This is a genomic window from Microbacterium sp. Cr-K20 (assembly GCF_000708325.1).
Lineage (GTDB): Bacteria > Actinomycetota > Actinomycetes > Actinomycetales > Microbacteriaceae > Microbacterium.
Genome location: NZ_JARE01000002.1, coordinates 13747 through 35639 on the forward strand (window position 1 = coordinate 13747; position 21893 = coordinate 35639).

Sequence of the window (21893 nt, forward strand, 5' to 3'; positions counted from 1 at the left end):
CCCGCTTCGTCGCCTACTGGTAGGTGACCGTCGCGTCCCACGCCGTCGTGTCGTACGCCGCGGTGGAGCGCGCCTGGGTGACGAACTCCAGACGATCGCCGGCCGCGACCGTCACCGGTACCCGGAACGTGCGCGCCGCGGCAGTCGTCAGAGTGGTGCCCGTCGTGCCGGTCGGCCAGATCTGGGTGTTGTTCTTGAGGATTCGCACGACCACTCCGTCACCACCCGCCTGCGGCTTGGAGACGACCCCTGTGAGCACCGTGCTGCCCGCAGTCGGGGCGACATAGACGCGCGCGGCATCGGCTCCGACATCCGGATGCTGTGCGTCGGACCGGACCATGGTCCAGGTGGCCGTTCCCTTCCACCGGGTGTCGGCGGCATCCCATGCCATCGGCGTGATCACCCGTGAGCCGCTCGGGTAGGTCCACTGCTCGTACGACCACCCTCCGGCCCCCTGCGTGCTGGCGAAGTCGGACTTCGCATGATGCACGGCGTCCGGATGCTTCAGCTGGCGCACGAAGTCCTTCGTCATGTTCCAGTACATCGAGTTGTCGATCACGCCGTCGGTGTTGGTCCACTTCTCGGCGGGTGCCACGAGACCGCTCGTGTCGGCGATCTGCACCGATGTCTCCTCGGCGAACTCGTTGAACGAGTTGATCACGACGCTCTCGGGCGGCGTCGGCCGGTCGAGCACCCGCCGCCACGTCTTCTCGATGTAGTAGAGCCCGTTCTGACGCGAGACCGGGGTGTAGCCGGGCACGTTGTTGTTCCACCCGGGCATGGTGAGCATCACCTCGTCGTTCGACGGCGAGCCGTCGGGGCCGAGCTGCCAGCCGTACTCACCCGGCAGCGCGTTCGAGGCGAAGCGCACGGTGAAGTGATTCGACGCGCTCTTGTCACCCGTGTAGGAGCGCCACGCGTTCTGCGTCGAGACCGGCGCGTACACCACGAGCAGCGGCTTCCCGTCGACCTGGTGGTAGTGCTCGGGCCCGCCGATCGCGGGGTCACCGGCGAACTCTGCCCAGGTCTGGGCCGCTTCCTGCTCGATCGTCACCGGAGTGCCCGTCCACTGCACCCGGCCGATGGCGAAGGCGTATCGGATGTCGCGCTTCGCGGGTTGCGCGTTGTGCACCGCGATGCGCGCCGCGACGTCAGCCGCCCGGTTGAGGATGGCACCGCTGACGTTGTTCAGACCGTTCGTCTCGTCGAGCAGGAGCCAGTCGATCTCCGCGCCGGAGATGGTGTTCAGGTGCTCGTCGATCACCGCCGAGTTTCCGCTGTCGTACGTCTGGTAGCTGCCGAGGGTATACGGGACGTACCGGATCGCCGGCTTGCCCGGGAACCCGGCCCAGGTGTTCGTGGAGACGGTGTCGGCCGTGCGATAGCGCTGGGCGTTCCATGTTCCGCCGCCGACCCCGGCGGTGAAGGCGACGGTCGCCTTCCAGCCGTAGCGGTCGCCGGAGATGTTGCCCTGCAACAGACGCGTCGCCCCCACTCCGAACCCCGTGTGCAGCGCGATGTTCTCCGGCGAGATGGCCTTGAGCGCGCGGTCGTACTCGCGGCCCATCAGGTCGCCGCCCACACCGTCACCCGTGACGTCGGCGTGGAAGTAGACGTAGGGTTCCGCGTAACCGTCGCCGTTGCCGTCCGTGACGAACTGGTCGTTCGATCCGATGCCGTGCGTGGTGGTCCACGCGGCGGGGGCTCCGAACGCGGTGCCGGTCGACGGGGTCGTGTACCAGGACCCGTCCCACGCGGCGAAGTACACCGCATCCGCCTTGCCGTCTCCGGTCGTGTCGGCGAGGAACTGGCGGGTCGTGTTGCCGCCGAAGCCGGTCCGCCAGGTCGTGAGGGCGGCGAAGCCGGTGCCCGATGAGGCGCCGGCGTGCCACGTGCCGCTGTTCACCGCTCCGGAACCGTTGGTGAAGGTGGCGAGATCCGCTCGGCCGTCTCCGGTCACGTCGGCGACGAATCGCGCATTGGCGCCCGCCCCGGTGTTCGCCCTCCAGAGCGTGTACTGCTGGAACGACGACCCCGACGAGAGGGCGACGTACCAGTCGCCCGGCTGCCCGTCGCCGTTGCCGTCGGCGGCGAAGTAGGCAACTGCATCCGCGCGGCCGTCGCCGTTGACATCGGCCATGAACCGCTCACTCGACCCGGCTCCGTGGCCGGACACCCAGACCGTCGCGGCCGCGAAGCCCGTGCCGGTCGAGAGCCCCACCCTCCACACGCCCGTGGCGTCGAACGTGACGGCGTCGTCCTTTCCATCGCCGTTCACATCGGCGAGGAACTGGCTCGCACTGGAGGCGCCGTGGCCGGTCGCGGACGTGATCGGCAGCGCAGAGACCTTCGAGTACCAGGTGGCGTACCAGATGCCGACATTCGGCGTAGCGGCCGCGGTCGCGGCAGCGGCGGCCACGCCGGTGGTGGTGGCATCGGTGGCCGCATCGGCGGTGGCATCCGCGGCGACAGCGGGCGACACTGCGCCCGTGGCCACGAGCGCGACCGCGGCGAGCGCCCCGATCAGATTGCGATATCTCATGTGCTCTCCTTTGAGCGTCCGGCATCGGTGCCGGTCCGGTGTTCGGCTGTTATCGACGCCGCCCGTCGACGTCGAGAGTGAGGATCAGGCGGGGGCCGGCCACGCCGGGGAAGGTGCCCGCGAAGTCAGTGAGCGGCCGCGGCGGCGCGTCGGGATCGTGTGCGTCGCGCACCCACAGCACCGGACCCACCCGCTCGACATCCGCGCCCGCGAAGTGTTCGCGGTGCGGCGCGAAGACGAGTTCGACGACCGCGGTCGCCCCGATCCGGGCCGGGAGCGTCACGGTGCGGACCACGTCTTCGACGGCGATCTCGATCATGAACTCCCCGGTCGTCTCCGGCGCGTCGACGACCGTGAACCCGACCGTCGTGTCTGCGGGGTAGCACGTCTCCTGGCGGATGCGCCAGACACCGACGTCCGTGTGCACCACGTGCGTGCCGGGGTACAGGTCGGTGACCACCAGCGCCTCCCCGCGCAGCCGGGCTGCGGTCTCCCGACTCTCCAGCAGCCCGATCGCCCCGCGGATCGTGCAGCACCAGTGCGCATCGGGTTCGACCGCCGCGAGGATCGGATCGCGCGCGGTGGCGATCATGTCGAGCCCGAAGCTGCCGTCGAGGCGCTCGGCGAAGGACAGCCCGTTGTGCGCGATGCGGGCGGCATCCACTCGGTACCGGCCATCGCCGGTCAGCTCGTGGAGGGATCCCGCGACGCCGATCGAGTCGACGATCGCGCACGGCTCCGTCCAGCTGTCGGGGCGGCCGAACCAGTTGAAGGTGGCGTGATTGAGCGTGCGGCCCTCGCGCGCGTATGTCTCGTAGAGCGCGGCCGCGACATCGGCGGCCTGTGCGTCGCCGGTCGCGACCGACCAGTCGGCGAGGTTGCGGGCGGCGGCGAGCACCGCGTGCAATTGGGCCTGGTGCGCGACGACATCCAGCGTGCTCACGGTCTGTGTCAGCTCGACGATGAGATCGGGGAGATCGGAGCGCCCGCTGAGGAGAGCCGCCGGCACGAGCGCGTTCAAGGACAGCAGCACACACCACACGTCGCTCGAGACGGCCCACCCGTCGATCACCTCGGTGGCGGTGCCCGATGGCGCACCGCCGTACGCGGGGACGACGCGCGCCCACGGATAGTCGCGGCGCCGGAGAGCCGGGGCGATGAGCGCGTCGATCACGCGGAACGCGGCCCGCCGGGAGCGTTCGTCGCCGGTGACGTGGAAGAACTGCAGCAGCCCCGCGGCCACCCACCCATGGCAGGCGACCTGCTGCTCATCGCTGATCTCCCCGACCTCGGGGCCGAGATACCCGCGCGGCACGAGCGCGTCGAGCATCGCCTCGTTCAGTTGCGTCGCACGCTCGAGGGTCGGCATTCCGGCCCGCGCGTACCGGGAGAGCGAGAGCAGCAGGCGCCCGGCGAGGTCTCCCGGCCAGTCGCTCTCGAGAGTGCTCCGCATCACGTCGGCCACCTCGTAGTCGTCACGCAGCAGCCTCTGCACCGAGGCGCGGAGCGCGTGATCCTCGTCCAGTGCCGACACGAACGCCGGTGTCCCCGGGCGCACGTCAACCATGAGCGCTCACCTCCGCCGTGGCCATGACCCTGTCGGTGTCGTCTGCGAGATACACGTGCGTACCGGGGCCGACGTCATGCGCCGCGACACCCGGGATCAGCACGCTCGCCTGCCCGTCGACCGGAACCTCGATCTCCACACGCACGCCCGCCCCTTCCCGGTGCCATGCCACCCGGTAGGTGCCGCGCACCGAGTGATAGACCGATGCGGCGCTCGGCACGTCGGCCAGGAAGACGGGAGCGATCACGGCGGATCGCCACGCGATGGAGGTCGGGCTCTGGCGCAGACCCGCGACATCGCTCTGCAGCCAGTGGTCGATCATCCCGAGCATGAAGTGGTTGTTGGAGCCCTCGCCGACGGTGAGCCTCTCGGCCGACCAGGTCTCCGCGAGGGCGGTCACCCCGCGCGCGAGCTGCATGCCGTAGCCCGGAACATCGGTGCGCGAGATCGTGCGATGCACGAGCTCGGCATGACCGCGGCGGTGCAGCAGATCGACGAGCAGCGCGAAGGTGACCTCGCCGACGGTGAACGCGTCGCCGTCGGCCGCGATGCGCTCGAGCAGCGACGCGAAGAAGGCGTCGGATGTCGCGTCGTCACCGCGCTTCTCCGCGATGTCCGTGAGGATCACGAGCTCGGTCTGACCGGCATCGGCGCCGGGAGCCTCGTGCCGCCGGAGCGCGTGGAGCAGGGAACCCGCCAGCGCCCGGAGCTCCGACGCCCACGCCTCCTCGCCCACGATCTCCGCGATCACCTCGGCGGACTCGAGCACGCGCAGGAACCCGTGCGAGGCCACGAGTTCGCGGGGGGCCGAGGCGTCGATGGCGATCCAGTCGCCGAGGCCGAAGTCGATCAGCCCCGCCACCTGACGGCTTGCGAGATAGGCGACGTACGCCTTCATGGCAGCGATGTTGTCTTCGAGCACACGTCGGTCGCCGTACTCCCGGTAGTGCGCGAGCGGGAGGTGCACGATGACGCCACCCCAGTTGACGTCGAACCGGAACGCATCGTCGTCGTCGAGGTAGGCGTGCCCACTGAAGTCGACGAACTCGGGGACCGTGTTCGGAATGGCGCCGGAGGGCAACTGCGCCGTCCTCGCGTGATGCAACATGTCCCGCAGGTGCGCTTCGACGTCGTAGCCGCGCGCGATCGCGTCGAAGCAGAAGTGCAGCTGCTCCAGCCAGCCGAGTTTCTCGCGGTGCGGGCAGTCGGTGAAGACGCTGTGCATGTTCCCCTGCAAGGCGCGGTCGATGACCTCGTGCAGTCGCTGGAGGAACGGATCGCCGCTCGTGAACCCGCCGGCGCGCGTGTTGGCGGCCCGGATGACGTGAGCGGAGACTCCGATCCCCTCGCTGGGTCCTCGGAGCTCGACGTACCGGAAGCCGTGATACCCGAACCGGGGCGACCACGAGCCGGCTGTTCCCGCCGGGATGCGCACGCTGTCGAAGATCGGCGTTCCCGTGCTGTCCTGGTCGACGCCGTCGCCGCTGATCAGCTCGGCGGGGTGCAGCTCCACGACGCGGTCCTCCGCGGCGGGCTGCCACCGGACCTCGGGCACGCCGGCGACATTGACCCCGAAGTCGACGACACGTCCGCGCGAGCCCTCCCAGGCGGCGCTCGCCTCCCGCGTCTCCACCACGGCGAGGGGCGGATGCTCCGGCCACCAGATCTTCGGAGAGGGGGCGCCGGCCGCGACCGCAACCGTGTCGGTGCCGTGCTCCCCCGCTTCGGGGACGCCCGCGTCGTAGTCCTCGCCGCCGTACCAGTGCGCGGCGAGCGTCGCGCCGCGGCCGGTGCGCGTACGCCCCGCCGTGGTCGTTGTGACGCGGGGGCTCCCTCCGAACTGCTCGATTGCGGCGAGCAGTCGCGGCGCCTGATGCTGCGCGGCGAACTTCCGGTAGCGCGCGGGGTCGTCCGAGATCCAGTACGGACCCGATGCCATCTCGATCGTCACCGTGTGCGACCCCGGGGCGAGCAGGCCGAGGTCGTGCGTCGCCGCAGACGCCTCCGTGCGCAGGTCGCTGTAACCGGGGCCGAGCAGGCCGTCGCGCCGCAGACGTCCGTCGACGCGCACCTCGACCACCCCGGCGGCTGCCAGGTGAAGGAGCGTGCGGGTGTCGGAGGCGCGGGACTCGATGTCGAAGGCGAACCACACCGTGCGGTCGTCGCCCTCGGCGCGAGCGCGCGCCACCTCGGGATGGGCGACCCACTGCGCCCCCGTCGATTCGAGATCGGGGGCGGTGGTGAAGCCGCGCGGGGCATCCCACGCGATTCGACCTTCTCGCCGCACTCCCACCCGCCACTGCACGAGTCGGCCTGCCGGTCGGGGCAGCACGATCGACCGCGCATCGGCGCTCAGCACGTGCAGGTGATCGGTGGCCGAGTCGGTGTCGAGGTCGACGACGATGAGGTCGTCGGGCCGCAGCGGCTGGTCGGCGCTCCAGCTCAGACGCACCGACGTCGAGGCGACCCCGAGTGGAGAATCGAGCCCGTTGACGCGCAGGCGGGAAAAGGTGTGTGGCATCAGCTCGTTCTCCGTGAGGACGGTCAGCGCGGGTGACGGGCCAGGCACGGCCCGCCACCCACGGGCTCATTTGTCGGCGAGGTCCTTGGCGAAGGCCGCGTCGAGCCGTTCGGCCGCAGCCTCGGGCGAATCGGAGCCGAGAATGACCGTCTGACTCACCTCATTCAGCTCGAGCTGGGTCGCCGTCCCCGGCCATCCCTGGTCGGGCCAGGTCGCCGTCTTGCCCGACACCACGTACTCCAGCACCGTCGCCTGGTTCGGGCTGTCCGGCGAGAAGGAGTCGTTCGGGAGCGAGGGCGCCCCCTTCGACGCGGTCGCGTAGGCGTTCTGCGCATCCGCCGTTGCGAGGAAGTCGATGAACACCTTCGCGGCATCCTGGTTGTCGGACTTGGCGTTGATGCCGAAGCCCGAGGAGTCGGCGGCGGCCAGGTAGTTGTCACCCGATTCGTCGACCGGGAACGGGGCGATCGAGAAGGTCGTGCCCTCCGGAGCCACGTCTTCCAGCGACGTGGTGTCGGAGAACGCGAACGTGGCGAGCGCCTGACCGGTGGCGACCTGCTCGAACGAGACGTTCCACTCGGTGCCGGTCGGCCCCTCGTTGAAGCAGCCGGCGGCGAGCATCTCCTGCTGCATGGCGAAGGCGTCGACCCATTCCGAGTCGGCGAAGGACTGGTCGCCCGCGATCTGCTCGACGGTGAAGTCGGGGTTCGGGCCGTAGAGCAGCGGTGCCAGCATGGCGTAGCTCGGGATCGAGCTGCCGCCCTTGAGGAACATCGTGTACGCGACCTTGCCGTTATCCTTCGCGGCGGCGCACAGGTCGAGCACCTCGGAGTAGGTCTCGGGAATCTCGAGGCCGAGCTCCTCCATCGTCTGGTCGTTGTACACGGGCCCGAGGCCGAGCGCGCCGATCGGCACCGACAGCAGCTTGTCGTCATTGCTGAAGAGGTTGTTCTGCGTGGGTGACAGCTCGCCCGCCCATTCGGCCCCGCTGAGGTCGACGAGCTGGCTGGCCTCGTCCAGCGGAACCACGCTCACGACGTTGCCGGCGCCGGGGAAGGTGCGGATGACGTCGGCGGCGGTGCCGGCGGCGAGACCCGTGCGGAGGAAGGTGGGATAGTCGCTGCCACCGTCCTGGATCTCGACGGTGATGTCGGGGTGGGCCGCCTCGAACTCTTCGACGACCGCCTCCAGCGGAGCGACGTTGTCGGTGGCGATGGTGAGCGTCTTCTGGTCGCCGGTCGATCCCGTGTTCGTGGGTTCGTCTGACGTCGAGCAGGCGGTGAGGGCCAGGACGGCGACGATGCCGACAGCCGCCGCGGGTGCACTGCGTTGTAACATGCGGGTTTTCCTCTCGGGTGGGGCAGGGGGTGGCTGAGGGTTCAGCCCTTCAGACCGCCGGCGAATCCCTGGATGATGTACTTCTGCAGGAAGAAGTACGCGATCAGGATCGGGGCGGCTGAGATCAGGAGCGCGGCGAAGACCGCCGGCCAGTCGGCGTGATAGGTGCGCACGAATCCGCTGATGCGCACGGGCAGTGTCTCGTTGCCGGTTCCGGAGAGGAACAGCAGCGGGATGAAGAAGCTGTTCCAGATCGAGATCACGTTGAGGATGGCGACGGTGCCGATCGCGGGCCGCAGCAGCGGGACCACGATGTGCCAGAAGGTGCGGATCGGACCGCATCCGTCGAGGGATGCCGCCTCCTCGAAGTCGCGTGGGCTCTCGCGCAGGAACATGGTGATGATGAACACGGCGAACGGGATCGAGCTGCCGGCCCCGGCGAGGATCACCGAGAGCAGGCTGCCGTTGAGACCGAGATCGCGGATGCTCAGGAACAGCGGCAGCACTCCGAGCTGCGCGGGCACGACCAGCCCGACCATGAAGAGGTAGAACATCCCGCGCGACCAGCGCGAACCGAGCCGCGCCAGCGGATAGGCGGCGAGCGAGGCCGCCACGAGCACCAGCACGATGCTGACCACGGCCACGACGGCGCTGTTCATGAGAGCGGCACCCAGGTGGCCGTCCTCCCACGCGCGGCCGAAGTTCTCGACGCTGTACTGGCCCGAGATGACGAACGCGCCGGTCGGGTTGTGCGGTGCCTTGAGCGAGAGGTTGACGAGCGCGAAGAGCGGCAGCAGGAAGACGGCCGCGACTGCCCACAGTGCGATCTCGAGCGTGAGGGTGCGCCCCGTGTATCGGTTGATCATCGGTCGACCTGCTTCGAAGTGAGGCGGTATTGGACTGTGGCGAGCACCGCGACGACGATCGCCATCACCGTGGCGAGCGCGGTGGCGTAGGGCACGTCGCCTCCTTGGAATCCGACCTTGTACACGACGGTCGAGATGGTCTCCGTGGCCCGCGCGGGTCCGCCGCCCGTCATCGCGTACACCTGGTCGAACTGGGCGAGGCCGTTGATGAGGGTCAGGAGCAGGTTGATGACGACCGCTCCGTTGATGAGCGGCAGCACGACGGAGAAGAATCGGCGCACGGGGCCCGCACCGTCGATCACGGCGGCCTCGATCACCTCGGAGGGCAGCGCCTTGAGACCTGCGAGATAGATGACCATCGAGAAGCCCGTGAACTGCCACAGGTACGCGACGCAGACGGCGCCGAGCGCGAACTGCGGATCCCCCAGCCAGTTCTGCTGCAGCGAGTCGAGTCCGAGGGCTCCGAGCACGGCGTTGACGCCGCCCGTCGGCGCGAGGAGGTAGCTCCAGATGTATCCGCACACGAGCGGGGTCAGGACCACCGGGGCGAAGAAGATCGTGCGCAGCAGCCCGCCGCTCTTGACGACCGTGTTGAGCGCCAGTGCGAGCAGCAGGCCGAGACCGTTCTGCAGGATCATCGTGACCGCGGCGAACACGAACGTGTTCACCAGGGCCGCTGTCGCGAGCGGGTCCGTGAACACCTCGACGAAGTTGCCGAACCCGATGAGGTCGAAGTCGGCGCTGATCCCGTCCCAGTCCGAGAAGGCGAAGACGGTGCCGCGCGCCGAGGGCACGAGTGTGACGAAGGCGTAGAGGAGGAGTGCCGGAACGATGAACCAGAGCGGAACGTGGGCACCACGCCACCGCCGTCGACGAGCGGGTGCGAAGGCACTCCTCATCGGTGGTGCGGTCTTCTGTTCGGCATTGAACATGCGTGTACTGCTCCCTGATCTCTCGCGTCGTCGCCCAGCGGGGGATATCGACAATCCTGTCCGGCGCTCCGTGCCGCTGCCAGCACGATGCTGTTCATCACTAGCACGATCCTCGCGGGTGTCTTCTCCGATGAGGTCCGCTATGTCAGTGTGGGGTGGTGGTCGTCCGTTACCCCTCCATCCAGCGCTACGAGGTCTTCCGCGCCGGTGCCCTCCCCATCGCCTCGAACGACGTGCCCGCTCTGGGCGGCATCCCCGAGCACACCCACGACTACCTGGAGATCGCGGTGGTGTCCCGGGGAACCGGGGTGCACGTGACACGTGAGGGGCGTCTGCCCATCGCGCGCGGGTCGGTCATCATCATCCGACCCGGCTCCTGGCATGCCTATCGTGACACCGACGAGCTGTGGACCTTCAACCTCTACCTGGCCCCGGAGCTGCTGCTCCGCGAGCTCTCGTGGATCGTGGAGTATCCCGATCTCGCGCGTGCGCTCCTCGGAGGGGAGCCCAATCTCGGTGAGTTCGACGAGGAGTCGTGCGCGCGGGTGCTGAGCTGGCTCGAGCAGATCACGCAGCACTCGCGCACGGTTCACGCGCCGACGCTGATCGGCCTGGCGACCTGCGTGCTCGACTCCTTCAGCACCCTTGCGCTCTCCCCGCAGCCGGCGACGGATAGCACGATCGCGCGCTCGGTCATCACGATGATGAATCTGATGCAGGACGATCTCAGCGCGCGCTGGACGATCGCCGACCTGAGCAGGGTCGCGAACTTCTCGCCTGCCGTGGTGCACCGGGTGTTCAAGACGCATGTCGGCATCTCCCCCATGGCGTGGCTCACCCGCGCACGGGGCGAAGCGGCCGCGACGCAGCTCGCGCTCACCGACAAGAGCGTCTCCGAGGTCGGCCAGGCCGTCGGATGGGACGATGCGAACTATGCGAGCCGGCGCTTCCGCGCGCTCTACGGCCTCACTCCCAGCGAGTACCGGAGCCGCTTTCAGCGCGACGACGCCGCGATCCTCCGCTGAGTCGCCCGCGTCACCCCGCCGGCGCTCACGCCCGCCGGAACCGCGCGGCCAGCGCCGGGTCGACGTCGACATCGCCGAAGGATGCCGTCCACGCCCCGTCCACCGCGATCGATTCGCCGCTGAGGTACGGAGCCTCGTCGGAGAGCAGGAAGGCTGTCACCGCGGCCACTTCTTCGGCGCGGGCGATGCGTCCCATCGGCGGCCCTTCGGCGAGTCCACGCTCCTCGGCAGCGGGGTCGGGGGCTGCGGCGATCTTCTCTTCGAGGTGCGGCGTGCGCACACCGCCGGGAGCCACGGTGTTGGCACGGATACCGAGTCGGCCGTAGCTCACCGCCACGCTGCGGGTCAGCGCGTCGATGCCGCCCTTGGTGAACTCGTAGGCCGCGTGGTCGGGGTGGCTGGCGCGGCCATGGATCGAGCCGACGTTGACGATCGCCCCGGCGAGGCCCTGGTCGATGAAGGCCGACACCGCGGTCGAGCAGCCCCAGATGTAGCCGAAGCCGTTGATGTCGAGGATCTCGCGCACGACGCTCTCATCGAGCTCGTGCAGCGGGGTGTGCTTCGTGATGCCGGCGTTGTTCACCCAACCGGCCAGGGGTGCCCGTGCGAGCGCCGCCTCCGCAGCCCGCTGGTGGACGGCGCGGTCGGAGGCGTCACCGAGAACGACCTCGGCCACGATCCCCTCCTCGAGCGTGCCCGACCCCGGAGACCGCTCCAGCCCCACGACGATCCATCCGTCGGCGGTGAGTCGCTCGGCGATGGCGCGGCCGATGCCCTTTCCACTGCCGGTCACCACGACGCTGCGTGCGGATTCGGTCATGATGTGTCCCTCTCGGCGCTGAAGTGGGTCGGATGCACTTCCCGTTTGCTATAGCAATCACGAGCATAGCCGGGAGGATGGTCGTCAGCGCAAGCGGATCAGCCTCGAACACTGCCGAGGCTTGTCGACGAGGACGAAGACTCCTCAGACGGCGACCGCGCTGATCGACGCATGGGCGCGACGACCGTCCTGCACACGGGTCTCGCTGTCGACGACCGCGAAGCCCGCCCGTTCCAGGTGCGCGGACATCCCGTCGATCGTCACGACTCAATTCCGGGTCAGGATGGAACCGGATGCCGGCGGGAGACGAATAACCAGTGTGAGCAACGACAACGACATCATCCGTGAATCGTTCGACGCCGCGGAGCGATTCTCCGAGATCTTCGAACGACATATCGACGCGGTCTCCGGCTATGTCGCCCGCCGCGTCGGACCGGCGGCGAGAGACGACGTCGTGAGCGAGACCTTCCTGATCGCGTTCCGCAAGCGCGGGCGCTACGACATGTCCAGGCCATCGGCGTTGCCGTGGCTGATGGGCATCGCGACGAACGTCCTCGGCCAGCATCGCCGCGCGCAGGCCCAGCACTGGCGAGCTCTACAGGCGTCCGTCGCCCAGAGCGACCCGATCGCCGCGGACGACCACGATCGATCGACTGCGCAGCTCGATGCGGCCGGGGAGATCGAGCGCCTCTATCCGCGGATCGCAGCCCTCTCCGCCCGCGACCGGGAAGTCCTCTTCCTGCACGCGTGGGGAGACCTCACCTACGAACAGATCGCCGCCGCGCTGCGGATCCCGGTCGGCACGGTGCGATCGAGGCTGAGCCGCATCCGCACCAAACTCGCGGCCCCACCGCCGAAGGCCCCGCATGAGCCCCGGCCCGCGACCGCACACATCCGACTTGCTGAGAAAGAGATCATCCATGGACATCCTTGACACGGTGCGCGAGATGAAGCCCACCTACCCCGCTTCTTCGCAGGCTCCCCGTCGCGCCCTCCACCAGGAGATCGCCCGGTCGCGACGCCGACGCCCCGTCGGACGCATCGTCGCGGTGGCACTGGCAGGCACGGCCGTCGCCGCGGTGGCGGTGACAGCCACCGTCCTCACTCCCCCGGGAGTCGTCGGCCAGCCACAAGCGGCCTCAGCATCGACGTACCTCAACGAGACCGCGGCCTCCATCCGCGCCGCCGTCGCCGCGCCGATGGAAGTGACGATCACGACGCGGCACCTGGGCATGATCGGCGGCCCGAACGAGAAGTTCCTGCCGTTCGGAAACCTCAGGTCGGATGCGACCGCTGCCGTCGTCACCGAGTCGAGCGCGAGCTATCTCAGCGCGACCGACGGCACATATTCGCTCACCGGTCGCACCGACATCCATGCCGCAGAGCTGTTCGGGAACGAGGCAGAGGTCGAGAGGGCGTGGACGGGCTACTACGGCGCGGCGTATCCGATCGGCGCGGCTCCTGCGACGTCGACCGAGGTCGAGCCGGGCGAGGGCGATGCGACGCTTCCCGTCTCCCCCACGGACTTCCCCGCCGACCCGGCGGCATTCCTCGCCGCGTGGGAGCGTGGCATGGAATCGCAGCTCGTCGCTGAGAAGGCTGCCGCGGCGAAGATGCCCCAGGACGGCGATCCTGAGACCAACGGGCTGTACGACAGCATCGAGGAGCGGCTCGCGATACCGGCCGCAGAGCACATGCTGAACATGCTCGGGCATTCGGTGCCCATCCTGACGGCATCCCCCGAGTACCGGGCGACGTTCCTCGAGGCGCTCGCGCTGGCCGACGGGATCACCGTCGAGGACGGCACCACGGCCGACAAGGTGCTCGTCTACGAGACCGACGACGCCCGGTTCCGCCTGACGGTCAACCCCGAGGCGGGCGCCATCGTCGAGATCGAGAAGTTCCTGCTCCGCGTGCTCCCGGAGCCGTGGAGCAACCACACGAAGGACGACCCGCTCGTCGAGGTCGGAACGACACCGTTTTTGCCGGAGGACGTGGCGGACTTCTCCGCATCCTTCACGGCTGCACCCGCGGACTGACGCGTCCGCACCTCGTGCCCTTCTCATCCGCGATGCCGGGTGAGGAGGGCACGTCGCCGTTCACGGCACGGTGGCCCGCGTCTCAGCGCAAGGACGGGTTTACCGGCTCCTCCGCTTCACACGCTCATCTGAGGGCGATCGCGCCCAGCCCGTCGGAGGCGACCGCTCCTGACGACATGCCCGGAACGAGGACGCACGGCTGATAGCTGACGCCCGGCTGCCGGGCTGCGGGGTCGTCCGCCAGCAATGCCTCGGCTGCCACTCGCCCCAGGCTGTTCAGCTGAGGATCCACCGAGGTGAGGAATCGATCGGGGCTCCCGCTGTACTTCGACCAGTTGTCGTAGCCGACCAGTGCGACGTCTTCCGGGACCCGGACCCCGGCCTGTTCGAACGCACGGGTGACGCCCAGAGCGATGTAGTCGTTGCCGCAGAACACGGCGTCGAACTCGCCCCGCCGTTCGAGCAGCTCGAGACCGGCCCGGTAGCCCCACGGAATGGTCCAGTCGCCGAACAGGGGTTCCGACAGCGCGATCTCCACGCCGGCATCAGCGAGCTCGGCACGAAAACCGCTCAGACGATCCTGGACCGCCCGCGAGTACTCCATTGCGGTCACATGCGCGATCCTCGTTCTCCCTTGGCGAAGGAGGTGCGCGGCGGCCAGACGCCCTGCCTGCACATCGTCCGGGAGAAAGCACGTGTCCTCGGGGTTGTCCGAGACTCCGAAGACATGGATCACCGGCGTCTGGAACGACTCCGATATCGAGGGGAACGGAACGTCCGTGCCGTCACCCACCACGATGATCCCGTCGACTCGACGGGCCTGCAGAGTGCGAAGGTTCTCCGGCCGGGCAGCGGCGTTGTCCTCATCGTCGTAGACGAGCACGGCGACGTCGTGCTTGCTGAGTTCGGCGATGATCCCGGTGATGACCGGAGTCGAGAAGTTGCCGGATGCCTTCTGGGCGAGAACACCGACCGTGAAACTGCGCCCGAGCGCGAACGACTGCGCGAGCGCATTGGGCCTGAAGTCCAGTCGTGCCGCGGCCTCATGGATGCGCTGCCGCGTCTCGACGGATACATGTCCACCGCCGTTGAGCACGCGCGAGGCCGTGGGCACAGAAACACCCGACTCTGCCGCGACATCCTTCAAGGTCACCGGCCGCCTCATCGCGCTCCTTCCCGATCCCTCATCCTCTCAGGATCCCACGAGCCGCCGAGCACCGCTCATCTGGTCAGGTCTTCACGGCACCCGCCGACATCCCCGCGACGACATAGCGCTGCAGGAAGCTGAACACCAGGATCAGCGGCAGGACGCCGAGCAGCGCCGCCGGGAACAGCGTCGTCGGCTCCACCGTGTTCGGGTCGATCAGCGCATAGGCGTTCGCCATGATCGTGCGGTTCTGCTCGCCCTGGAGGAACACGAGAGGAACGATGAGGTCGTTCCACACGACCAGGCTGATGAACGTCACCAGCGTCGCGGTGACGGGTGCGAGCAGCGGGAAGATGACGACGAAGAAGATCCGCAGCGGACCCGCACCATCGATCGCCGCGGCCTCCTCCAACTCCGTCGGCACCTGGCGCATGAAGCTGGTGTAGAAGAACACGGCGATCGGAAGGTTCATGGCCGTGTAGACGAGGATCACGCTGAGATGCGTGCCCAGGATGTGCAGATCTCGGACCAACAGATACAGCGGGGCGATGAGCACATAGATCGGGATGGTGGTCCCGATGATGAACACGCGGTAGGTGGTGTTCGTCCAGGAGCGCCCGATCCGGCTCAGCGGGTAGCTGGCCATGGCGCCGAAGGCGACGGTCAGCACACAGGAGCACACCAGGATGATGAGGGTGTTCGCGACGCTCTGCGCGTAGTTGATGCGCTGGAACGCATCCACGACGTTGTCGAGCGTCAGGTGTTCGGGCCACCCGAGCGGATTCGCCGACACGTCCGCGGCCGGTCGGATCGCGGTCAGCACGGCGAACGCGAACGGAGTCACGAGCAGTGCGACGCCGACGATGAGCCCGATGTCGCCGAGCCGACGTTTGCCCGCGTTCCACAGGCGGTGGTCGCGTGACCGAGCCGGGGTGGGGAGTGATGCGGACATGTTTCAGATCCTTTTCTCGCGCATGCGCAGAACAGAGGTGGCGACGCTGCTGAGCACGACGACGATGACGAGGAGGAGGACCGCGATCGTCACTCCATAGGCGAACTCGCCCGCCCCACCGAAGACCTTGCGGTAGACGAGGAGGGTGAGGGTGGTGGTGGACCCTGCCGGGCCGCCGTTGGTCAGCACGAACGGGAACTCGAACACCTTCAGTGAGCCGATGAGGGAGAGCGTGATGTTCACCGTGAGTGAGGGGGCGAGAAGGGGCCATTCGATCGTGCGGAATCGACGGAATCCCGTCGCTCCGTCGAGGTCGGCCGCTTCGAGGACATCCGCGGGTAACGCGAGGTATCCGGCGAGGAAGATCGCCGCGGAGTAGCCGGCGAACATCCAGATGTTGACCAGAGCCACCGCGCCGAGTGCTGTGCTCGTCTCGCCCAGCCAGATGCGGGTAAGGGAGTCCAGCCCGAGGGCGCGGAGCACCTCGTTGATCGTTCCATCCGGTGCGTAGAGATACGAGAAGATGAACGATGCCATCACCGGGGCGACGAGCGTCGGCATGAGGATGAGGACGCTGACCGGTTTGCGGATCCGCGGCCGGTTGTAGAGCGCTCTGGCCAGGAGCAAACCGAAGAGGTTCTGCAGGACGACGACGATGACGGCGTAGAGCACGGTCGTGCCGACGGCTCGGATGACCTCCCCGTCGGTGAACAGTCTCGAGTACTGCTCGAGACCGACGAAGTTTGCCCGAGGACCCCCGCTGCTGTCCGTGAAGCTGAGCCAGAGGCCGTTGACCAGCGGGTAGAGGATGAGGAGCCCGTAGACGACGAGCGCGGGAAGGAGGAACCCGAGTGCGACGAGGGGACGTTTGGAGATCATGACAATCCTTCAGCGAGAGCGGTGCGGCCGCCGGAGAGGGCGACCGCACCAGGAACGGGACTAATCCGCCTTCTTCGCGATCCCGTCCATCTCGTCGAGGAACTCGTCGACCGTGATCTCGTCGAGGAACAGCGCCTGCAGACGAGAGCCCATCTGCGTCTGCACGTCACCCGCCATCCAGGTGTTCGTCTGCATGAAGCGGTAGTTCCCTGCCTCGTAGGACGCGAGGAACTCGCCCGTCGCGTCGTTCTTCGGGCTGGTGCCCGATTCGAACGGAGAGATCGCGTTCTCCGCCCCGAGGAACAGATCGAGGTTCTCGGGCTGGGCCCAGAAGTCCACGTACTTCTGAGCGGCGTCCTTCACCGGGGACGCCTCGTTGACACCCCACATCGTGCCGACGAACAGCAGCTCGTTCGGGTCGACCCCCGGCTCCCCACCCGGCCACGCCGTGAACTGACTCGTGATTCCGGCTTCGGCGACACCGCCGAGGTTCCACGCGCCCTGGAGCCAGAAGCCCGTGTCGCCCGCCGTGAAGTCGTCTGCGCCCTGCGACCATTCGTCTTCGCCGAGCTCGGTCTTCCAGTCGATGAGGCCCTGTTCCTGCAGCTCGAGCAGCTGCTCGACCGCCGGCTTCCACTCCGAGAAGCTCGCATCACCCTGGGAGAACTCTTCGTCCCAGCCCTTGTCGACGGTCGTGGCCGCAGCGTTCAGCAGCGCCATCGCGCCCGTCCACCCGGCCTTGTCGGGAAGAGTGATGGGGTCGTGACCGGCGGACTTCAACTTGGCGAGCGCGTCGAGGAAACCGTCCCAGTCCTTCGGCACCTCGTTCACGCCGACCTCGCTGAGCAGTTCCATGTTCGAATACAGGCCGACGCCGATGGCCTCCATGGGCATGGCGAGCACGGCGCCGTCATAGGTCGCGAAGCTCTCGACCTCGGGAGTGATGTCCTCGGCCCACGGCGCAGAGGACAGGTCCGCGAGGTACCCCGACTTCCCCCATGTCGCGAGAAGGTTGCTGTCCAGCATGATCACGTCAGCGGCAGTACCGGCGAGCAGCTCAGGCTGCACACGCTGCGAATAGGCCTCGTTCGCGGGGATCGCCTCGAACTCGAGTTTGATGTCGGGGTTCGCCTTCTCGAAAGCCGCATTGATCTCGGCGACGTTCGCCGGCTCACCTTCGCCGCCCTTCCAGCCGTACACCGTGAGAACGGTACGACCGTCCTCGGTCGTCGTCGACGGATCGCCGGATGAACAACCGCCCAAAACCAGGACCGTCACGACGGCGGTGAAGGCACTGGCGGAGCGGATCATCCACTGCTGCGACTTCTTCATTGAAGGATCTCCTTATCGGGAAGCGAGGACGTCGTCGAGGTTTCTCTCATGACCGAACCGATATTTAGGTAACCGGTTGCCTAACGCTGTTGGCGAGCGTAAATTGATGCGCGTCGCCTTGTCAAGTGCTCGCATCTGTGGGCGATACGACCCCGATCACGCCCTGGACGAAGAGAGCAGATGCCCATCGCCACGCATCCCACTCCGGCACCTTCCGCCGCGAGTTCCACCCACCCTTCCCGCCTCGATTGGTTCCGTTCCGCCTCGTTCGGACTGTTCATCCACTTCGATCAGGCGAGCCAGCTCGGAGTCGATCTGTCCTGGCCGATGGTCGGACTCACCAGCGACGACGGCACGGGAGTGCACGCACGACAAGCCGTGGACTACTTCCGGGATGCCGACGAGTTCGACCCTCGAGAGTGGGATCCTCGCGCGATCGCAGATGCGGCGAGGGAGGCCGGGATGCAGTACGCCGTCTTCACGACGAAGCATCACTCGGGCTGGGCGTCCTGGCCGAGCGAGGCGACGCCGCTGAACATCTCCACGTCTCCCTACGGGGCTAGCGGTGGCGACCTCGTCCGCGACTACGTGGACGCTTTCCGAGAGGCCGGACTCCGCATCGGCTTCTATTACTCCGTCTCCGACTGGTCGGATCCCGACTATCCGGCATGGCGCACCGAGTTCGCACCGTATGCGTTCGAGGAGTACCCGCGCGCGACGCCCGCCCAGTGGGCCAGGTTCCGCGAAGGGATGAAGGCGGAACTCACCGAGCTGCTCACGAACTACGGGCGGATCGATCTGCTGTGGTTCGACGGCGGGTGGGAGCGCACGGAGGAGGAATGGGACAGCGCGGAGCTGGAGAGGCACATCCGGTCCCATCAGCCGGACATCGTCCTCAACGACCGCCTCCCCGGCATCGGCGACTACGTGACGCCGGAGCAGTCGATCCCTGCAGAGCCTCTCAGCGACGCCTGGGAAGCGTGCATCACCATGAACGACACGTGGGGATGGGATCCGAGCGACCACGACTACAAGACCACCGCACACCTGATCCGGACGCTCGTCGACTGTGTCGCGAACGGCGGCTCGCTCCTGCTGAACGTGGGGCCGAGCAGCACCGGTGCCCTGCCGCCCGAAGAGGAGAGGTCGCTCCACGAGATCGCCGGTTGGATGCGCACCCATCGCGAGAGCGTGATCGGCGCTCGACCAGGGCTGGAACCGTGGCAGTTCTACGGTCCGACGACGATGAATGCGGACGACCTGTACCTGCACCTCGTCGCCTGGCCGGACGAGACCGCCACCGTGCGCGGCATTCGGCCTCAGGCAGTGCTCGGCGTGGAGCTCTTGACCACCGGGGAAGACCTCCACTTCCAAGCCGTCGTCGATCCCGCGCACGCCCGCGACGACGACCCTTTGGGCAACCTGGTCATCTCGATCCCGCGGGCTCGACCGGCGGGCCCTCTCCCGGTGATCCGCATCCGCTTCCGCGCAGGCATAGTGCGGGCGGAAGAGACGACCGCGGGGGCTGCCACGTAGCCCTCACGGAATGATGGCGGCGGTCCGGATCAGGTGGATCCCCGCGGCTTCGCCCGACTCGTGCCGCCAATCCCCCTCCCGGTCGACGAAGCTGCGAAGCTGGATGCCGTCATCATCCCCCACCCCCGTCGCCGTCATGCTCCTTCCAGAGTGGGAACCGCAGAGGCGTCGAAGCAGGAGCCGTCCCGTGAGCGTCGCGTCCCCCCTTCCCCTCATCCGCCGTCCGCTCGCCGAGGGCTGGCGCGTCCGCCCGAACGGCGGCCCCGCACAGGTGGCCGATGCCTGGATCCCCGCCGTCGTCCCCGGTGTGGTGCATCTCGACCTGCTGCGGGCGGGCCTCATCCCCGACCCGTACCTCGACGACAATGAATCCGCCCTCGCGTGGATCGGTCTCGTGGACTGGACCTACGAGGGCAGCTTCGCGCTCGAGTCGGAGGAGCAGGCGGCCGATCGTCACGAGCTCGTGTTCGACGGGCTCGACACCGTGGCGACCGTCACCGTGAACGGGCGGGTGATCGCCGAGGTCGCCAACCAGCATCGCTCCTATCGACTGGACGTGACCGACCTGCTCACCACCGGCGACAACACGGTCACCGTCGCCTTCCGCAGCCCGGTCCGGTACGCCGACGCGCAGAGCGTGGCGCTGGGTGCGCGCCCACGCCCCTACCCCTCGCCGTTCAACGCCCTGCGCAAGTCGGCGTGCAGCTTCGGGTGGGACTGGGGCATCGCCACCTACTCGAGCGGCATCTGGCGCGAGGTGCGTCTGGAGTCCTGGTCGGACGCCCGGCTGAGCGACGTCCGCGTCCATGCGACACCGGACGGCACGGAGGGCACGGTGCGCGTCGCCGTCGAGGTCGAGCGCGCCTCGGCACTCCCGCTCGACCTGAGGGTCGAGGTCGCCGGGACCGTGCAGACGGTTCCGATCGCCGCCTCGGAGACGTCGGCGGAGATCGAGGTCCGGGTGAGCGACGTCGAACGGTGGTGGCCCGCCGGCCATGGCGCCCAGCCGCTATACGACGTCGAGATCGCCCTCCTGGACGACGGCACGGCGCTGGACTCCGCGACCAGACACGTCGGGTTCCGCGACTTGCGCTGGGACACCACCGCGGATGCATCCGGCACACCGTTCACCCTGTTCGTGAACGACCGCCCGATCTACGTGAAGGGCGTGAACTGGATTCCCGACGACGCATTCCCGAGCAGAGTCGACCGGGATCGGTACCGCACCCGACTCGAGCAGGCGAAGGCAGCGAACCTCAACCTGATCCGCGTCTGGGGCGGCGGGATCTATGAGTCGGACGACTTCTACGACCTCGCCGACGAACTCGGCCTGCTGGTCTGGCAGGACTTCCTGTTCGCGTGCGCCGCGTACGCGGAGGAGGATCCCCTGCGGGCGGAGATCGAGGCGGAAGCACGGGAGAACGTCGCACGCCTCGCCCACCGCGCCTCACTCGCTCTGCTCACGGGCAACAACGAGAACACCTGGGGATACGAGGACTGGGGCTGGAAGACGCTGCTCGACGGCAAGACCTGGGGCGCCCACTACTACTACGAGCTGTTCCCGGCGATCATCGACGAGCTCGCGCCGCACGTTCCCTACGCACCCGGAAGCCCCTTCAGCCCGGGCGCGGGGTGGGACGGGCGTCAGCAGACCGGCCCGCATCCGAACGACGAGGCGCACGGCACCATGCACCTGTGGGAGCAGTGGAACCGCCGCGACTGGCCGACGTACCGTGACCATCACCCCCGGTTCGTCGCCGAGTTCGGGTGGCAGGGGCCGCCCACGTGGTCGACGCTGACGCGGTCCATCTCCGACGATCCGATCACGCCCGACTCCCCCGGCATGATCGTGCATCAGAAGGCGGCGGACGGGAATGCGAAGCTCGGGTCCGGGCTGGTCGCGCACTATCCGATCCCCGACGACATCGAGACCTGGCACTGGGCCATGCAGCTCAATCAGGCGAATGCGGTGGGTTTCGCGCTCGACTGGTTCCGCTCACTGGCCCCGCACAACGCCGGCGCGATCGTGTGGCAGCTGAACGACTGCTGGCCGGTGACGTCGTGGGCGGCGATCGACGGCGATGGCCGCGAGAAGCCGCTGCTGTTCGCCATCGAGAACGCCTTCGAACCCCGCGTGGTGACGGTGCAACCCGCGGGCGACGGCCTCGAAGCCGTGCTGCACAACGACACCGATGACACCTGGTCGGACAGCCTCTCGCTGCGACGGATCGACTTCGACGGCACGGTGCATGCCTCGGTCGAGGTGGCGGTGTCGATCGCTCCGCAGGAGTCGACGCGCGTTGCGATTCCGGATGCCGTCGCCGCGCCCGGTGACGCTTCCGCCGAGCTGATCGTCGCCGATGTGTCCGGAGCGCGCGGGCTCTGGTGGTTCGCCGA

General features: G+C 68.0%; 17 protein-coding genes. 5 read left to right on the forward strand and 12 right to left on the reverse strand.

Annotation, left to right across the window (positions count from 1 at the left end; all coding sequences use genetic code 11):
• Positions 1-13 precede the first annotated feature (13 nt).
• The 6 genes from GZ67_RS19970 to GZ67_RS0100295 all read right to left on the reverse strand — a co-directional run bounded on the left by GZ67_RS19970 (position 14) and on the right by GZ67_RS0100295 (position 9766).
• Positions 14-2542 (reverse strand): FG-GAP-like repeat-containing protein, encoded by a 2529-nt coding sequence (locus GZ67_RS19970; protein ID WP_029264288.1) that lies wholly within the window; start codon positions 2540-2542, stop codon positions 14-16.
• A 49-nt stretch (positions 2543-2591) separates the two neighbouring features.
• The gene (locus tag GZ67_RS0100275) at positions 2592-4109 is read right to left on the reverse strand and encodes a hypothetical protein (RefSeq protein WP_029264287.1); all 1518 of its coding nucleotides are present in this window, start codon (positions 4107-4109) and stop codon (positions 2592-2594) included.
• On the reverse strand, positions 4102-6630 hold the full coding sequence (locus tag GZ67_RS19480; protein ID WP_136025794.1) for a family 78 glycoside hydrolase catalytic domain: 2529 nt from the start codon (positions 6628-6630) through the stop codon (positions 4102-4104). The genes GZ67_RS0100275 and GZ67_RS19480 overlap by 8 nt, the downstream gene beginning before the upstream one ends.
• 66 nt (positions 6631-6696) lie before the next feature.
• Positions 6697-7968: an ABC transporter substrate-binding protein gene (locus tag GZ67_RS0100285; protein WP_029264286.1), complete on the reverse strand. Its 1272-nt coding sequence runs from the start codon at positions 7966-7968 to the stop codon at positions 6697-6699.
• 41 nt (positions 7969-8009) lie between these two features.
• Positions 8010-8834: a carbohydrate ABC transporter permease gene (locus GZ67_RS0100290; protein WP_197021093.1), complete on the reverse strand. Its 825-nt coding sequence runs from the start codon at positions 8832-8834 to the stop codon at positions 8010-8012.
• On the reverse strand, positions 8831-9766 hold the full coding sequence (locus GZ67_RS0100295) for a carbohydrate ABC transporter permease (RefSeq protein WP_231481646.1): 936 nt from the start codon (positions 9764-9766) through the stop codon (positions 8831-8833). Before GZ67_RS0100295 ends, GZ67_RS0100290 begins: the two co-directional genes overlap by 4 nt.
• A gap of 158 nt (positions 9767-9924) precedes the next feature.
• On the opposite strand from GZ67_RS0100295, the gene GZ67_RS0100300 reads away from it, so the two are divergent.
• Complete coding sequence (locus GZ67_RS0100300; RefSeq protein ID WP_167635406.1) at positions 9925-10791, forward strand: AraC family transcriptional regulator; 867 nt, start codon at positions 9925-9927, stop codon at positions 10789-10791.
• Positions 10792-10816: 25 nt separating this feature from the next.
• Here GZ67_RS0100300 and GZ67_RS0100305 read toward each other — a convergent pair whose 3' ends face one another.
• Positions 10817-11611 carry an SDR family NAD(P)-dependent oxidoreductase gene (locus tag GZ67_RS0100305; RefSeq protein WP_029264282.1) on the reverse strand — a complete coding sequence of 265 codons (795 nt, stop codon included), beginning with the start codon at positions 11609-11611 and terminating at the stop codon, positions 10817-10819.
• 319 nt (positions 11612-11930) lie between these two features.
• On the opposite strand from GZ67_RS0100305, the gene GZ67_RS0100315 reads away from it, so the two are divergent.
• Both GZ67_RS0100315 and GZ67_RS0100320 read left to right on the forward strand, forming a co-directional pair.
• The gene (locus GZ67_RS0100315; RefSeq protein ID WP_197021092.1) at positions 11931-12545 is read left to right on the forward strand and encodes an RNA polymerase sigma factor; all 615 of its coding nucleotides are present in this window, start codon (positions 11931-11933) and stop codon (positions 12543-12545) included.
• On the forward strand, positions 12532-13650 hold the full coding sequence (locus GZ67_RS0100320) for a hypothetical protein (protein WP_029264280.1): 1119 nt from the start codon (positions 12532-12534) through the stop codon (positions 13648-13650). The genes GZ67_RS0100315 and GZ67_RS0100320 overlap by 14 nt, the downstream gene beginning before the upstream one ends.
• Positions 13651-13774: 124 nt before the next feature.
• Here the strand turns inward: GZ67_RS0100320 and GZ67_RS0100325 are convergent, their stop codons facing one another.
• From GZ67_RS0100325 to GZ67_RS0100340, 4 genes are all read right to left on the reverse strand, one after another.
• Positions 13775-14803 (reverse strand): LacI family DNA-binding transcriptional regulator, encoded by a 1029-nt coding sequence (locus tag GZ67_RS0100325; RefSeq protein WP_168380802.1) that lies wholly within the window; start codon positions 14801-14803, stop codon positions 13775-13777.
• Between the two features lie 76 nt (positions 14804-14879).
• Positions 14880-15749 carry a carbohydrate ABC transporter permease gene (locus GZ67_RS0100330; protein ID WP_051662222.1) on the reverse strand — a complete coding sequence of 290 codons (870 nt, stop codon included), beginning with the start codon at positions 15747-15749 and terminating at the stop codon, positions 14880-14882.
• Positions 15750-15752: 3 nt separating this feature from the next.
• The gene (locus tag GZ67_RS0100335) at positions 15753-16628 is read right to left on the reverse strand and encodes a carbohydrate ABC transporter permease (RefSeq protein ID WP_029264277.1); all 876 of its coding nucleotides are present in this window, start codon (positions 16626-16628) and stop codon (positions 15753-15755) included.
• Positions 16629-16688: 60 nt separating this feature from the next.
• Positions 16689-17960 (reverse strand): ABC transporter substrate-binding protein, encoded by a 1272-nt coding sequence (locus tag GZ67_RS0100340; RefSeq protein WP_029264276.1) that lies wholly within the window; start codon positions 17958-17960, stop codon positions 16689-16691.
• A gap of 180 nt (positions 17961-18140) precedes the next feature.
• On the opposite strand from GZ67_RS0100340, the gene GZ67_RS0100345 reads away from it, so the two are divergent.
• The gene (locus GZ67_RS0100345) at positions 18141-19496 is read left to right on the forward strand and encodes an alpha-L-fucosidase (protein ID WP_051662224.1); all 1356 of its coding nucleotides are present in this window, start codon (positions 18141-18143) and stop codon (positions 19494-19496) included.
• 3 nt (positions 19497-19499) lie between these two features.
• Here GZ67_RS0100345 and GZ67_RS21095 read toward each other — a convergent pair whose 3' ends face one another.
• Positions 19500-19634 carry a hypothetical protein gene (locus GZ67_RS21095; protein WP_269319675.1) on the reverse strand — a complete coding sequence of 45 codons (135 nt, stop codon included), beginning with the start codon at positions 19632-19634 and terminating at the stop codon, positions 19500-19502.
• Between the two features lie 49 nt (positions 19635-19683).
• Here GZ67_RS21095 and GZ67_RS0100355 point away from each other — a divergent pair.
• Positions 19684-21893, forward strand: a 2210-nt coding sequence (locus tag GZ67_RS0100355) for a glycoside hydrolase family 2 protein (RefSeq protein ID WP_029273728.1), incomplete at its 3' end; no start/stop codon positions are given.

Bases quoted from the DNA above. Each gene is read 5' to 3' on its own strand.
- GZ67_RS19970 (WP_029264288.1), bottom strand. From the start codon at position 2,542: ATGAGATATCGCAATCTGATCGGGGCGCTCGCCGCGGTCGCGCTCGTG.
- GZ67_RS0100275 (WP_029264287.1), bottom strand. From the start codon at position 4,109: ATGGTTGACGTGCGCCCGGGGACACCGGCGTTCGTGTCGGCACTGGAC.
- GZ67_RS19480 (WP_136025794.1), bottom strand. From the start codon at position 6,630: ATGCCACACACCTTTTCCCGCCTGCGCGTCAACGGGCTCGATTCTCCA.
- GZ67_RS0100285 (WP_029264286.1), bottom strand. From the start codon at position 7,968: ATGTTACAACGCAGTGCACCCGCGGCGGCTGTCGGCATCGTCGCCGTC.
- GZ67_RS0100290 (WP_197021093.1), bottom strand. From the start codon at position 8,834: ATGATCAACCGATACACGGGGCGCACCCTCACGCTCGAGATCGCACTG.
- GZ67_RS0100295 (WP_231481646.1), bottom strand. From the start codon at position 9,766: ATGTTCAATGCCGAACAGAAGACCGCACCACCGATGAGGAGTGCCTTC.
- GZ67_RS0100305 (WP_029264282.1), bottom strand. From the start codon at position 11,611: ATGACCGAATCCGCACGCAGCGTCGTGGTGACCGGCAGTGGAAAGGGC.
- GZ67_RS0100320 (WP_029264280.1), top strand. From the start codon at position 12,532: ATGGACATCCTTGACACGGTGCGCGAGATGAAGCCCACCTACCCCGCT.
- GZ67_RS0100330 (WP_051662222.1), bottom strand. From the start codon at position 15,749: ATGTCCGCATCACTCCCCACCCCGGCTCGGTCACGCGACCACCGCCTG.
- GZ67_RS0100335 (WP_029264277.1), bottom strand. From the start codon at position 16,628: ATGATCTCCAAACGTCCCCTCGTCGCACTCGGGTTCCTCCTTCCCGCG.
- GZ67_RS0100340 (WP_029264276.1), bottom strand. From the start codon at position 17,960: ATGAAGAAGTCGCAGCAGTGGATGATCCGCTCCGCCAGTGCCTTCACC.
- GZ67_RS0100345 (WP_051662224.1), top strand. From the start codon at position 18,141: ATGCCCATCGCCACGCATCCCACTCCGGCACCTTCCGCCGCGAGTTCC.
- GZ67_RS21095 (WP_269319675.1), bottom strand. From the start codon at position 19,634: ATGACGGCGACGGGGGTGGGGGATGATGACGGCATCCAGCTTCGCAGC.